Here is a 13274-nt window from a genome sequence, read left to right as displayed (position 1 = left end):
GGCTTCCCCCGGGCGCAGACTTCCAGGGACGAGGTTCAAAAACGAAAGGAACGGTCATGACCGACACCCGAGAGCAATGGCAAGTCATGGTGGATCGTCTGCGTCAGGAGCGCGATGAACTGCGCTTGAAGCTGCACCTGGCCACCGCCGAGGCCCGCGACGAGTGGGACAAGGTGGAGGCGAAATGGGCGGACGTGGAAGCCCGCATGCCCCGCGTCAAGGCCGAGTTGAAGGACGGTGGACAGAACCTCCGGGCCGCGCTGGACATGGTGACCGAGGAAATCTCCAGCCGCTACGAGCGCATCCGCAAGCTGTTCTGAACGCACCCGGCAGGAATTTCCGGCGCGGTGCTTCGCCGGCCTCTGCGCAGCCCGGGAGTCGAGTGCCGCGAGGGCCGGTGTCGGGTGTCAGGGTTCGGGTTGAGCGGGGCCTGCAGGCAGGCCTGCCATGCAGAGTTTCTGCACCGCCATGGAGTTTTGCCATGCCCGCCATCGCTGTCCTCCTTGACCGACTGCAGTCGATTGCCCGCTCGCTCGACGTCTCCGGCCATGCCCTGGCGCTGCTGGGGCTGGGCTCGGTGGGTCAGGAGATCGAACGGCTGGATGAGTGGTCGGACCTGGACTTCTTTGCCATCGTCGAGCCGGGCCACAAGGCGCGCTACCTGGACGACCTGGGTTGGCTGGCTGCGGCCGGACCGCTGGTGTGGCACTACCGCAATACGCCGGACGGGCACAAGCTGCTCTATGCCGATGGGGTGTTTGGCGAGTGTGCGGTGTTCGAGCCGCAGGAGCTGGCCGGCATCCCCTATGCGCCCGGGCGGCTGGTCTGGCGTCGCGCAGGGGTGGGAGATGCATGGGCGCAGCCAGTACGCGCCCCCGAGGAACGGCCGCGCTCTGGTACGGATTGGTTGGTTGGCGAGGCGCTGGGCAACCTGCATGTGGGCCTGCAGCGCTGGCGGCGCGGTGAGCGGCTGGCCGGGCTGCGGCTGGTGGAGGTGCATGCGTTGGGCCGGTTGGTCGAGTTGCTGCCGCTGGTGGAGCCGCCGGTGCCAGGTGTGGCATGCGATCCCTACAACGCCGAACGGCGGCTGGAGCTGCGTCACCCCGGCTTTGCGCAGATGCTTCCTGCGATGGTGCAGGGCCTGTCGAGGGTGCCGGGCTCCGCACTGGCGCAGCTGGATTGGCTGGCGAGCCACTTTGGCGTGGCGCCTGCGATGAGCAAGGCGATCCGGGCCCTGGCGGCGCAGCCGGCGGAGGGGCCTCCCGCCGAGCATGGAAAATGAACAAGTTCAGGTGAAGTGCGGACAGACGCGCTCCAATGGCCACTCACCCTGGTGGGAAGCTTGCCGAAGGGGCCTGGGTGTGTACCGCACTGTTCACAATCGAGGGTAGATCCACCGTGCAGTGCCACCATGCAGTTCCGTCTGGCGACCGAAGATGACTTCGATGCCTGCCTCCAGCTCCTGAGGGCCAATGGCCGGGTCAGCCCGAGCGAGGCCACGCTTCAGGCCTTGCCGGCGCTCTGGTCCGCCTATCTGGCGCAGGACCGTCGGCGGCCCAAGCCGTTCGCGGTCTGGGAGGATGCGGCTGCGGACGGGACGATGGTGCTGCACGCCTTTGGCGTGGCGGTGTTCGTGTCCGACGCGGTGTATGCCGACCTCCTGCAGTCGGCGGGGCCCTCGATTGCCGATGCCTACTACGGCCTGGTGCTGGACGGCGCCCCCGGTATCGCGCTCGACACCCAGGCCATCGCCCGCGCCAATGCCGGCCAGGGCCTGAACCTGATCTCGCCGATGTACGTGCAGCGGTACTGGGACTTCCAGCACCCGGACACGCAGCGCCTGCTGCCGCTCACGGCGGCGGCCTGGTACCTGAACATCACCGGCTTCAATGTGCGCCGCATGCTCAGCGAGTACCACGGCGAGCGGGCGGCACAGTACATCTGCGCCAGCGGTGCCCAGCGGGTGCGCAGCTTTGCACCGCCCGAGGGCCGGCCGGCCGAGTCGCACGCGCCGATCTGGTTCGAGCACCACCGCGAGCGCATGCCGCCTGCGGGGGTGTTCGACAGCATGAGCCACTGGATCAAGCCCCCGCCGCCCCCGCGCATGCGGCTGACCCCGGCCCAGCAGAGCATTGCCTTCCTGGCCCTGCAGGGGGACACCGACCAGCGCATTGCCGCGCGGCTGCAGATCACCACCGACGCGGTGAAGAAGGCCTGGCGCGCCATCATCGCCCACGCGTCGCTGAGCATCCCGGCGCTGCGCTCCGGCGCGCTGGTGCGGGACGGGCTCGTGGAAGGCGAGGCAGCGGTGCGCGGCACGGAGCGGCGCCGCATCGTCATCGAGTTTCTCCGCCAGCACCTGGAGGAACTGCGCCCCTGGCCGCGATCCAGGGCGGGGGCCTCCAACGCGGGCCTGTGACCCGAGGGGCGGCCGTTTGGGGCCTGTGCAGACTGGCCCCGGAGGCCCCTCAGTCGGCCGCGGACCCGTGAGTCCGCGGCCGCATAGGGTCCCTGAGCGATGCACAAACAGCGTCAGAGTGGACCGGCTTTCGCGCGTCGCGTGAAGTCCCCAAAAAGCGGAGTGAGCGCCGATGCCGGCCGGCCCGGGATCAGTGCCCCAGCAGTCCCTTCAGCCGCTCCTTCACCGCCTCGCGCGCCCGGTCCTTGGCGGCTTCGCGCACCTGCGCCTTCAGCGGGGTGGAGGCCGCGTCGCTGGCGCGCAGGCCGAGTTTGTCGGCCGCCTTGGCTTCCAGCTTTTGCTGCAGCTGGTCCTTGACCAGGTTGCCGGCCGCGCCCACCGCCACTTCGGACCAGCGGATGTGCCAGGCCGGCGCGTCGAAGGGGCCGGTCAGGCGCACCGGCACGGTCAGGCCCTTGAGCGCGTCCAACTCGGCGCCGCCCTGGCCCTTGCTGGTGCTGGCGAGGGTGGTGCGGGCGGTGTAGTCGAGCCGGCTGCCGGGCAGGTCGATGCGGCCCTCGCCGCCCAGGCGCAGGAAGGGGCTTTTCAGGCTCAGGTCGCGGTTCTCGGCCACGCCGTCGTGGATCTGGAAGCTGGCCGACAGCTCGGAGAAGTCGGTCTTCTCGCTGCGCTGTGCCGCCTCCACTGCGTCCTGCTTGCGGCTCAGGGCCGCCTTCACCTCGCGCAGGCGCTGGGCGAGGTTGATGCCCTTGATGGCGCCATCGCGCAGCTGCAGCGCGGCGCTGCCGTCCAGCGCACGCTTGAAGGCGTCGACGCTGGCGCCGCCGGTGGCCAGGTCCAGCGTCAGCCGCCCGCGGCCTTCGAGCAGGTCCTTCTGGGCCACGTCCTGCAGCAGCGCCTGGATCAGGATGTCCTGCGCTGCGGCCTGCACGGTGACGCGCTGCTGCGCAGGTGCGGCCCCGGCGTGGGTGGTCACGCGGGCGTCCAGCGTGCCGTCCCAGGTGCGCAGGCGCAGCGGGGCGATCTGCAGCCGGCCGTTGTCCAGCTCGGCAGTGGCGCTGAGGTCCTTCAGCACATAGGGCCGGTAACGCAGCGTGCCGGCCTGCAGCTTCACCTGCGCGTCGAGGGCGCGCAGGCCGGAGAGGTCGATCGGCGTGTCGGCCGTGGCGGCGGCAGGCCCGCCGGCCCCTGCAGAGGATGAGGCCGAGCCCGCCGGGCGGGGCGGCAGCAGCGCGTCCAGGTCCAGCTCGCCGAAGCGGGCCTGGGCCTGCAGGCGCGGCCGCGGGCCACCGACGGCGAGCTGGCCGTCGGTGTCGAAGGCCTGGGCGTTCATCTGCCCGCCGAGCTGCCACTGCACGCGGGTGGGGGCCGCGCTCACCTGCCCGCGGGCGCTGACCTTCAGCGGCTGCAGGGCCGGGTTCTGCACCGTGGCGTCAATGGCCAGGTGGGCCAGCGTGAACTCGCTGGCCGGCAGGCGGGCGGTGAGGTCGGCCCGCACCGTGCCCCTCACCCGCGAGGCGCCCGCGCCCTGGGTGGCGGCGCCGAGCGCGAGCTGGAGGGCGGGTACCTGCAGGGCCTCGAAGCTGCCGCTGGGGGCGCCGGAGCTGAGCGTGCCCTCCAGCGCGGCCGGGCCCTGCAGCGAGAAGCTGCCGTTGAGCGGCGAGCCTTGCAGCTGCTGGCCCTGCACCGCGAGGTTCGGCCAGTTGAGCGCCAGCTTCAGCGGCTGCGGCGCCTGGCCGGGCGAGTGGAGGGCCCCCTGCAGCTGCACGGCCAGCTGGTCGAGCGTGAGGCGCTGGCTGGCGGGCTGGAAATCGAAGCGCTGCAACCCCAGCCTGCTGTCCTGCAGCTGCAGGGCGCCGGCGCGCAGGCTGAAGGTGATCACCGGCGCCTCGGCCAGCACCTGCAGCGTGGGCTGCGCGGCATCGCCAAAGTCGAGCCGCAGCCGCATGGCCGCCTCCACCTGCGCCTGCACCGCCGGCTCGCTGAACTGCGCCTGGGCGACGAGGTTCACCGGCGTGGGCTGGCCGGGGGCGAGCCGGCCGGTGGTCAGCCGCTCCAGCCGGGCCTGGCCGCGCAGCCGGGCTTGGCGGTCATCGAGGTCCACGCTCACCTGTTCGAGCCGGATCGCGCCGATGTCGAAGCGCAGCGCCCGCCCGCCCGGCGGCTCGGCGGGCTGCGGTGGGGCCGCCGGGCGCAGCAGGTCGTCGAGGTTGCTGCGGCCCTGCGCGTCGCGGGCGTAGCGCATCGACAGGCCCTGCGCCTGCACCTCGTCGACCACCAGTTGCTGCCTCAGCAGCGGCAGCCACTGCACCGCCAGCCGGGCCGAGGCCAGCGTGGCAAAGCGCTGCGGGGGCTGCTGCGGCTGCTGAGGTTGCTGAGGAGGGGGCATCACCTCGGACAGGCTCACGTCGCGCAGCTCCACCTGCAGGCGGGGGAAGACGCGCAGCTGCACGTCGCCGATCGCCAGCGTGCGCTGGTGGTGCGCGAGCATCCAGTCGACCGCCACGCCCTTGTAGCGGTTGGCGTCGAAGGTGGCGACCAGCCAAGCTAGCGCGGCGACGAGCACCAGCAGCAGGGCGGCGAGGGCTAGGAGGAGCTTGCGGGTCAGGGTCATGGGGTCACGGTCAGGTCGGCTGGGCAGGTCGGCCGGTCAGGATTCGAGCACGCCGAGGGGGCGGCCAGCGTGTGATCGTGTGAAGTTCACGCAGTTCCGTATCCGGGCCGCGGCCCTGCGATGGCGGCTCCCGGCGCAACCGTGGCAACAGGGCCTTTGCCCACTGCGCCTAGACTGGCGTGATGAATGCTGTTCCTGAAGTTTCCCGGGCCTCGATGGGCCTGCGGGTCGTGATCGTGGGGGCCGGGCCAGCCGGCCTGATGGCTGCCGAGGCGCTGCTGGCCGCGGGTGCCCACGTCGATGTCTACGACGCCATGCCGTCGGCGGGGCGCAAGTTCCTGCTCGCGGGCAAGGGCGGGCTGAACCTGACGCACTCGGAGCCGGCCGAGTCGTTCCGTGCCCGCTACGGTGTGCGGGCCGACGCGGTGGGCCGCTGGCTGGCTGGGCTCGATGCCCAGGGCCTGCGCGACTGGGCGGCCGGGCTGGGTGTCGACACCTTCGTCGGCAGCTCGGGCAAGGTCTTTCCGGCCGGCATGAAGGCCGCGCCGCTGCTGCGTGGCTGGCTGCACCGGCTGCGCGCGGGCGGGGTGAAGCTGCACATGCGGCACCGCTGGAACGGCCGGCTGGAGCGCAGCGCCGATGACGCGCGTGGCCCGGGCTGGCGCCTGGGCTTCGACGGCCCGGTGGGCGCGACGAGCGTGGCGGCCGACGCTGTTGTGCTGGCGCTGGGCGGTGCGAGCTGGCCGCGGCTGGGCTCGGACGGCGCCTGGCAGCCCTGGCTGTGCGCGGCGGGCGTGGAGGTGGCACCGCTGGTCAGCGCCAACTGCGGCTTCGAGGTGGCCTGGAGCGAGCACCTGCGCAGCAAGTTCGCCGGCGAGCCGCTCAAGGGCATCCGGCTGGCGCACGTCGACCGGCAGGGGCGGCGCTTTGACCGAGCCGGCGAGGCGGTGGTCAGCGCCTACGGCCTGGAAGGGGTGCTGGTCTACGCCGCCAGCGCACAGCTGCGCGACGACATCGCCGCGGGTGGCCCGACCACGGTGCACCTGGACCTGCAGCCGCAGCGCAGCGAGGACGAGTTGCGCCAGGCCCTGGCGCGTGGGCGCGGGGCGCGCTCCTGGACCAACCACCTGCGCGAGCACGCCGGCCTGCACGGCGTGAAGGCGGCGCTGCTGCGCGAGGGGCTGGACGCCGCCGCCTGGGCCGCGCTGCTGGCCGACCCGGCCGCGCAGGCGGCGCGCATCAAGGCGCTGCCGATCGTGCTGAACGCGCCGCGGCCGGTCGAGGAAGCGATCAGCAGCGCGGGCGGCGTGCGGCTGGAGGGCCCGCAGGGCCTGGACGAGCGGCTGATGCTGCGCGCCCTGCCGGGCGTGTTCTGCGCCGGCGAGATGCTCGACTGGGAGGCGCCCACCGGCGGCTACCTGCTCACGGCCTGCTTCGCCAGCGGGCGGGTGGCGGGTACAGGGCTGGCCGACTGGTGGGTGCAGCAGCGGCAGGCCGGAGCCACGGCGGCACCTTGAAGCTCGCCTGCCGACCCTCATTTCCCGTCTCATTGCCCGTCCACCTCGCCCCAGCACCCCGCTTGCCATGACCCTTGCGCCTCTTTCTCCCCTTGCCCGCCGCGCCGGCCTGCTGTTCACCGCGGTGGCCTCCCTGGTCGCTGCCTCCGGCCTGCTGCTGTCCGGCATCTCGACCGCCCGTGAGCCGCGCGATGCGGCGCCGCGCAGCGTCAGCCCGCGCGGCGCGCTGCTGGGCGACGAGCAGGCGGTGATCAACCTGTTCGAGCAGGCCGCGCCGTCGGTGGCCTACATCACCACGGAGAGCGAGCAGCGCAACCTCTTCGGTGGGGCCGAGGTCAGCCAGGGCGCGGGCAGCGGCTTCGTCTGGGACACGCAGGGCCACATCGTCACCAACTTCCACGTCGTGCAGGGTGCGCGCCGGGTGTTCGTGCAGCTCGACGCGGGCAAGCCGATCGCCGCCGAGCCGGTGGGCGTGGCGCCGGAGTACGACCTGGCGGTGATCCGCTTGGTCAAGCCGCCGCGCGAGCTGCGGCCCATCCCGCTGGGCAGCTCGCGCGACCTGAAGATCGGCCAGTCGGTCTACGCCATCGGCAACCCCTTCGGCCTGCAGCGCACGCTCACCAAGGGGCTGGTCAGCGCGCTGGACCGGGAGCTGCCGACCGCCAACTTCCGCGAAGTCGTTGGCGTGATCCAGACCGACGCCGCCATCAATCCCGGCAACTCGGGCGGCCCGCTGATGGACAGCGCCGGGCGGCTGATCGGCGTGAACTCGGCGATCCGCTCGGCCAGCGGCAGCTCCTCGGGCATTGGCTTCGCGATCCCCGCCGACCTGGTCAACCGCGTGGTGCCGGCGCTGATCAGCAAGGGCCGCGCGCCGCTACCGGGCATCGGCGTGACGCCGGTGCGCCCGGACCTGGTGGCGCGTGCCGGCGTGAGCGGCGTGGTGCTGGCCGAGGTGGGCCGCGGCACACCGGCTGCCGCCGCCGGGCTGCAGCCCTACAACCGCCGCACGGGCGAGCTGGGCGACGTGATCGTTGGCGTCAATGGCCGGCCGGTGGAGACGCTCTCCACCTTCGTCAGCGAGCTGGAGAAGGCGGGCGTGAACAACAGCGTCGAGCTGACCGTCCTGCGCAATGAGCGGGAGCGCAAGGTCAAGGTGAAGGTGATCGACCTGCGCGATTGAGGCCGGCCGCTGCGCGGCTCGGGCCGTTCAGCCGCGCGGTTCGAGCAGCGGGTGGGTTTCCGGGTGGCGGCGCATGTACACCGCCACGTAGGAGCAGCGCGGCACCACCTGCAGGCGCTCGGCCTCGGCCCAGGCCAGCGCGCTGCGCACCAGCTCGGCAGCAATGCCGCGGCCCTGCAGTACGGCGGGCACGCCGGTGTGGTCGAACACCACGCGGCGGCGCTCGGCGTCGAGCTGGTAGGTGGCGATGCTGAGGTGGCCGTCGGTCTCGACCTCGAAGCGCGCGGCTTCGGGGCGGTGGGTGACGACGATCGGTGCTGACGGGGAGGTCGGGTCGGGCTGGCTCATGCCGCCAGTGTCGCCCAAGCCGGGGCGCCCGGTGCCGCCGGGGCCCAGCCCAGGCGCTCCTGCAGCGCCGCAACGGGCAGGGCCGGGGCGTAGAGCCAGCCCTGGAACTCGTCGCAGCCCAGGCTGGCGAGGTGTTCGCGCTGGGCCTCGGTCTCGACGCCCTCGGCGATCACGCGCAGGTGCAGGGCGCGGCCCAGCTCGACGATGGTGCGGGTGATGGCCGCGTCGCTGGCGTCCTCGGGCAGGCGCTGGATGAAGCTGCGGTCGATCTTGAGCCGGTGGATCGGCAGGCGCTTGAGGTAGCCCAGGCTGGAGTAGCCGGTGCCGAAGTCGTCGATCGCCAGGCGCACACCCAGCGCGGCCAGGGCGCGCAGCTGCAGCAGCACGGCGTCGATGTCGCCGACCAGGATGCTTTCGGTCAGCTCCAGTTCGAGCAGCTCGGGCGGCAGGCGGCTGTCCTGCAGCACGCGGGCCACGCGGTGGACGAAGGCCGGCTGCTGGAACTGCAGGCTCGACACGTTCACCGACACCGGCAGCGGGTGGCCCGCGGCCCGCCAGCGTGCGGCCTGCGCGACCGCCTCGTCCAGCACCCAGTTGCCCAGCTCGGTGATGAAGCCGGTGTCCTCGGCCACCGGGATGAAGCGGGTGGGTGAAATGGCGCCCAGGTCGGGGTCGGTCCAGCGGCACAGCGCCTCCACGCCGACCACCGCGCCGCTGGGCAGGTCGACCTGGGGCTGGTAGGCGAGGTGGAAGTCGCCCTGGGCCAGGCCGCGGCGCATCGCGTGGTCGAGGCGGATGTGGTCGAGCCGGTCGACGTTCATCTGCGGCTGGTAGAAGCGCAGGTCGCCGCCGTGGCCCTCCTTGACGCGGTGCATCGCGCGGTCGGCGTGGGCGAGCAGCTCGGCGGCGTCGCGGGCGTCATGCGGATACAGCGCGATGCCCACGCTGGCCGACAGGGCCAGGCTCAGGTCGTCAACGACGAGGTCCTGCCGCAGCGACTGCAGCAGGCGGCGCGCGACCGCCTCGGCAGTGCCGGCGTCGCTGCCGGGCAGCAGCACGCCGAAGAGGTCGCCGCCGAGCCGGGCCACCTGGTCGCCCAGGCGCAGGCCCTGGCTGAGGCGCCGGCCGGTTTCGCACAGCACCTCGTCGCCTTGGCGGTGGCCCACCGAGTCGTTGACGTGCTTGAAGCGGTCCAGCCCGATCAGCAGCAGCGCGCAGGGAGTGGCCGCCGTGGCCGGGGCGCCGGACGTGGCGAGGGCGAGCTGCTCCATCAGGCCGATGCGGTTGGGCAGGCCGGTGAGGGGGTCGGTGTGGGCTGCCTCGGCGATCTGCCGCTCGGCGGCCTTGCGCTCGCGCTGGTCGCGCAGCACGGCGATGCAGCCGGCGCTGTTCGGCCCGTCGCCGCCGCTGCGCACCAGCGTGGCCTGCACCGGCGCCGCACCCTGCGGCGTGGCCAGCAGCAGCTCGCCAAACCAGCGCGGCGCGGCCGTGCCCAGCATGAACCGGTGGGCGGCGAGGGCGCTGCCGTCGGCCTCGCCCAGCAGCTCGGCCAGCGGGGTGCCCCGCAGTGCGGCGTCGGAGCGGCCGCACAGGCGCTCGGCGGCCGGGTTGGCGCTGAGGATCGCGCCCTGCGGGTCGGTGATCAGCACGGCGTCCAGGATCGAGTCGAACACCTGGCCGGCCAGCTCCAGCCGGGTCTGGTCGAGCAGCTGGGCGGTCAGGTCGCGCCAGACTTGCACCCAGCCGACCACCTGGCCCTGGCCGTATTGCGGCAGCAGGCGGCGCTCCAGGGTGCGCCCGTCGCTCAGCTCGATCCGGTCGGTGGCCAGGGGTCCGGTGGCGTCGCGGTCGCTTTGCGGGTCATCGAGGCAGGGCGCCTGGCGGGCCTGCAGCAGCAGGGCCTGCTGCTGCACCAGGCGCCGGGCGTAGGCCGGGCCGTCGGGCAGTGCTGCTGCCAGGGTGCGGGCGATGCGGCCGGACTCGCGGCGTGCATCCAGCCCGCGCGGCAGCTGCCACAGGCGGGCAAAGGCGGGGTTCCAGGAGCGCACCTGGCCGGCCAGGTCGGTGACCAGGATGGCGTCGCGCGAGGAACTCAGCGTGGCGCCCAGCTCGCCCATCAGCCGCTCCACCTCGTGCTCGGCGCGGCGGCGCTCGGTCTGGTCGACCAGCGTGAGCAGCCAGCCCTCGCGGCCGTCGGGCAGCGCCAGGGTGCTGATGCGGCGCTCCACGTCGCGGCTGCTGCCGTCGGCGCGCACGATCAGGCTGTCGGAGTGCAGCGGCGCGCTGCGCGGCCAGCTCGCCAGCTGCATCCAGAACAGCTGGTCTTCCGGTGTCGTGGCCAGGTCCTCCACCGGCAGGCCGACGAGCTCGCCGACCGGACAGCCCCAGAGCTCGGCGGCGCTGCGGTTGGCCGCCAGCACGCGCAGGCTGCTGCCATCGATCAGGCAGGCGGCCTCCAGCAGGGCGTCCAGCAGGGGCTGCAGAACGAGGGGTGTGGACATGGCCGTGGTAGCCAGGGTCGGGCCGGGCGCGCGGCGGGCGTCAGGCCGCCACGGGTTGCGCCGGCAGCGGTTCGAGGCCGTGGGCGAAGTAGTAGCTGACGCGCTCGCGCGGCGACAGGTAGTCCAGCATCGCGCGCGGCAGGTGCTGCGGGTGCAGGCTGCGGCGCACGCTCAGGTCGGTCTCCTGCACCAGGTGCAGCAGCAGGGCATCGTCCGGGGCGACGCGCGGCTCGTAGACCAACACGCTCGGGCGCAGCGGGTGCATCGGGTGGACCGAGACGACCATCGCCATGCGCTCGTCGCTGAGCTGCACCACCGAGCCCGGCGGGTAGACGCCCAGCAGCTTGACGAAGGCGGTGAGCACCTCCGTGTCGAGCTGGTTGCGCCGCTGGGCGTACAGCAGCGCCTGGGCCTCGTGCGGGGTGCGCAGCGGCACGCCCTTGTGGCGCGGATTGCACAGGCGGTCGTAGAGGTTGACGAGGGTGACGATGCGCGCCGGCCGGGCGATCTCGTCGCCGCGCAGGCCCTGCGGCAGGCCACTGCCGTCGCGCAGCTCGTGGTGCTGGCCGATCACCTGCAGGGTGGCGGCGTCCAGCCCCATCGACATGCCCAGGCGCAGGCCCTGCGACACGTGTTCGCGCTGTTCGCGCCCGGCCAGCGCGCTGCTGTCCGAGTCGAGGTGGCGCAGGTGGTCGGGCAGCAGCAGCTTGCCGATGTCGTGCAGCAGCGCGCCCAGTGCGACGCTGTGCAGCTGGGCCTCGTCCAGGCCGAGGCTGCGCGCCAGCATCAGCGACAGCACGGTGACGTTGATCGCGTGCTGGGAGCTGGTGGTGCCCGCCGCTTCGCTGAGCATGCGGATGGTGGTGCTGTCGTCCTCGCAGAGCTGGGTGACCATCGCCGAGGCCAGGCCGGTGGCGGTGTCGCGCGCCAGGGTGGGGTGCTGCAGCACGTCGCGGGTGATGCCCTGCCAGGCCCGGCTGGCCTGGGCGTGCAGGCGTTCGCTGCGCGCCAGGCTCTCGTGCTGGGCGCGCAGGCGTTCGCGCCGCAGCACGGCCGCATCGGCCGCCGGGCGTACCGCCAGCGTGAGCGCTGCCTGTGCCACCTCGACGGCCGCCACGGCCGCTGCCGTGGGCGCGGCGGCGTCGATCGCGTGGGCGGCATCGGCGGTATCGGTGGTATCGGCAGCATGGGGCGCTTCAGTCGCTGCCTCGGCCGGCACGTCGAAGGCGCGTGGGTCGCTCAGGTCGGCGCGCACCTTCACGCGGCGCAGGCCCAGCTCGCGCAGCGCGTCGATCTGCTGGTCGTCGGCCAGGCGGAAGCGGCTGCGCGGGAAGGGGTGTTCCATCCAGCCCAGGTCCAGCTGGATGAACATGCCGGGGCGCAGGCGGTCGACGTCGACGAGCAGGTTGGCAGTGGCGGTCATGGCAGGCGATGCGGCGAAGCAGGTGGGGCCTGGCGAAACCAGGCATCTGCAAGCCATATCGGTGACCGACTCTGCCGACTTGAGCGCTCGCCCCCGTCGGGCTGGGCGCGAGTTGCAAGCAGGCGTGACGGGCCTCCCCAAAAAGGGGGGCACGCGGCCTCAGCGGCTGCCGGGGTCCAGGCTGATCGTCATGACCGGCGGGATGCGGCCGTCGGTGTCGCGCGGCAGCATCTCGGTCTTCTCGATCGCGCGCAGCACCGCCTCGTCCCAGTCGGGCACGCCGCTGGACTTGGTCAGGCGCTTGCCGATGATCGTGCCGTCGTTGGCGACGCGGATCTCCACATCGGCCACGATCGAGCGGCTGACCCGCCCGGTGTAGACGATGTTGGGCAGGATGCGGGCCCGGATGCGCCCCTCGTAGCCGGCCGACGGGGCGGCGCTGCGGGCAGCGGTGCCCGTGGAGCCGGGGGCGCCAGTGCCCGCTGCGGTGCTGCCCGTGGTGGCCGGGCTGTTGCCGCTGCCACTGCTGCCTGCACCGCCGCCGGTGCCACCCAACTGGTTCTGCATGCGCTTGAGGGCGTCCTCGCGCAGCCGGGCCACCTGCTCGGCACGGGCCTTCTCGGTCCGGGCCTCTTCCGCGGCACGCCGCTCGGCTTCCTTGCGATCGGCGAGCTTGCGTTCCGCTTCCAGCTTTTCGGCGGTCTTCTTCTCGGCCGCCTTCTTGTCGGCGGCCAGCTTGTCTGCCGCGAGCTTGTCGGCCTGCTTCTGCGCGGCGAGCCGCTCGGCCTCGGCCCTTTCGGCTTTCTCGGCCGCCTTCTTGCGTGCCAGCTCGCGCTTGGCTTCCTTCTCGGCACGCTCCTGCTCGGCCTGGCGCTTGTCCTCGGCTTCGCGCTGGCGCCGGGCACGCTCGGTGGCGATGTCGGCCTCGGCGCGGGCGGCTGCCTGCTGTGCCGGTGTGGGTGCGGGCGGGGGTGAGGGCGGAGCAGGGGCTGGGCGGGGGGCGGGAGCTGGCACCGGTGGCGGCAGGGGAGGCGACGCGACGCTGGGCGCCTCGGCCGGCGTGCCGGCGGGGGCGGGCGGGGCGGCCACCTGGGGCACCGCTGCCCAGAGCTCGGCACTGACTGGCTGCACGCTGTGGCGCCGCCAGCTCACGCTCACCGCCAGGGCGGCCACCAGCCCCAGGTGCACCGCCAGGGACAGCACACTGCCCAGCCCGAGGCCGTCGGCCGACGGGGGGCGGTGCAGGATGGTGGCCGTGCCGGTGTTCAA

At 73.0% G+C, this 13274-nt stretch carries 10 protein-coding genes; 5 read left to right on the top strand and 5 right to left on the bottom strand.

Annotated features, from left to right (window positions below):
* The first annotated feature begins 56 nt into the window (after nt 1-56).
* The 3 genes from NGK70_RS20365 (at nt 57) to NGK70_RS20355 (ending at nt 2419) form a co-directional block, all read left to right on the top strand.
* Entirely contained in the window at nt 57-320 is a 264-nt protein-coding gene (locus tag NGK70_RS20365) for a hypothetical protein (RefSeq protein WP_251970301.1), read from the top strand.
* 161 nt (nt 321-481) lie between these two features.
* The gene (locus tag NGK70_RS20360) at nt 482-1282 is read left to right on the top strand and encodes a Rho GTPase-activating protein (protein ID WP_251970300.1); all 801 of its coding nucleotides are present in this window, start codon (nt 482-484) and stop codon (nt 1280-1282) included.
* Nucleotides 1283-1411: 129 nt separating this feature from the next.
* Entirely contained in the window at nt 1412-2419 is a 1008-nt protein-coding gene (locus tag NGK70_RS20355; protein WP_251970299.1) for a helix-turn-helix domain-containing protein, read from the top strand.
* 190 nt (nt 2420-2609) lie between these two features.
* Here NGK70_RS20355 and NGK70_RS20350 read toward each other — a convergent pair whose 3' ends face one another.
* Nucleotides 2610-5033, bottom strand: coding sequence for an AsmA family protein (locus NGK70_RS20350; protein ID WP_251970298.1), 2424 nt, complete (start codon nt 5031-5033; stop codon nt 2610-2612).
* A 182-nt stretch (nt 5034-5215) separates the two neighbouring features.
* Here NGK70_RS20350 and NGK70_RS20345 point away from each other — a divergent pair, with 182 nt between their 5' ends.
* Both NGK70_RS20345 and NGK70_RS20340 read left to right on the top strand, forming a co-directional pair.
* Nucleotides 5216-6550, top strand: a complete 1335-nt coding sequence (locus NGK70_RS20345) for a TIGR03862 family flavoprotein (RefSeq protein WP_251970297.1) — start codon at nt 5216-5218, stop codon at nt 6548-6550.
* Nucleotides 6551-6617: 67 nt separating this feature from the next.
* On the top strand, nt 6618-7733 hold the full coding sequence (locus NGK70_RS20340) for a S1C family serine protease (protein ID WP_251970296.1): 1116 nt from the start codon (nt 6618-6620) through the stop codon (nt 7731-7733).
* A 27-nt stretch (nt 7734-7760) separates the two neighbouring features.
* Here the strand turns inward: NGK70_RS20340 and NGK70_RS20335 are convergent, their stop codons facing one another.
* The 4 genes from NGK70_RS20335 to tolA form a co-directional block, all read right to left on the bottom strand.
* Complete coding sequence (locus NGK70_RS20335; RefSeq protein ID WP_251970295.1) at nt 7761-8081, bottom strand: GNAT family N-acetyltransferase; 321 nt, start codon at nt 8079-8081, stop codon at nt 7761-7763.
* The gene (locus NGK70_RS20330; RefSeq protein WP_251970294.1) at nt 8078-10582 is read right to left on the bottom strand and encodes a sensor domain-containing protein; all 2505 of its coding nucleotides are present in this window, start codon (nt 10580-10582) and stop codon (nt 8078-8080) included. The genes NGK70_RS20335 and NGK70_RS20330 overlap by 4 nt, the downstream gene beginning before the upstream one ends.
* A gap of 40 nt (nt 10583-10622) precedes the next feature.
* Entirely contained in the window at nt 10623-12005 is a 1383-nt protein-coding gene (locus tag NGK70_RS20325) for an HD-GYP domain-containing protein (protein WP_251970293.1), read from the bottom strand.
* Between the two features lie 159 nt (nt 12006-12164).
* The gene (gene tolA, locus NGK70_RS20320; RefSeq protein WP_251970292.1) at nt 12165-13274 is read right to left on the bottom strand and encodes a cell envelope integrity protein TolA; all 1110 of its coding nucleotides are present in this window, start codon (nt 13272-13274) and stop codon (nt 12165-12167) included.

The organism is Sphaerotilus microaerophilus, assembly GCF_023734135.1.
Lineage (GTDB): Bacteria > Pseudomonadota > Gammaproteobacteria > Burkholderiales > Burkholderiaceae_C > Sphaerotilus > Sphaerotilus microaerophilus.
Note: the sequence above shows the minus strand (reverse complement) of the source record. Positions and strands in the feature narration are given on the sequence as shown.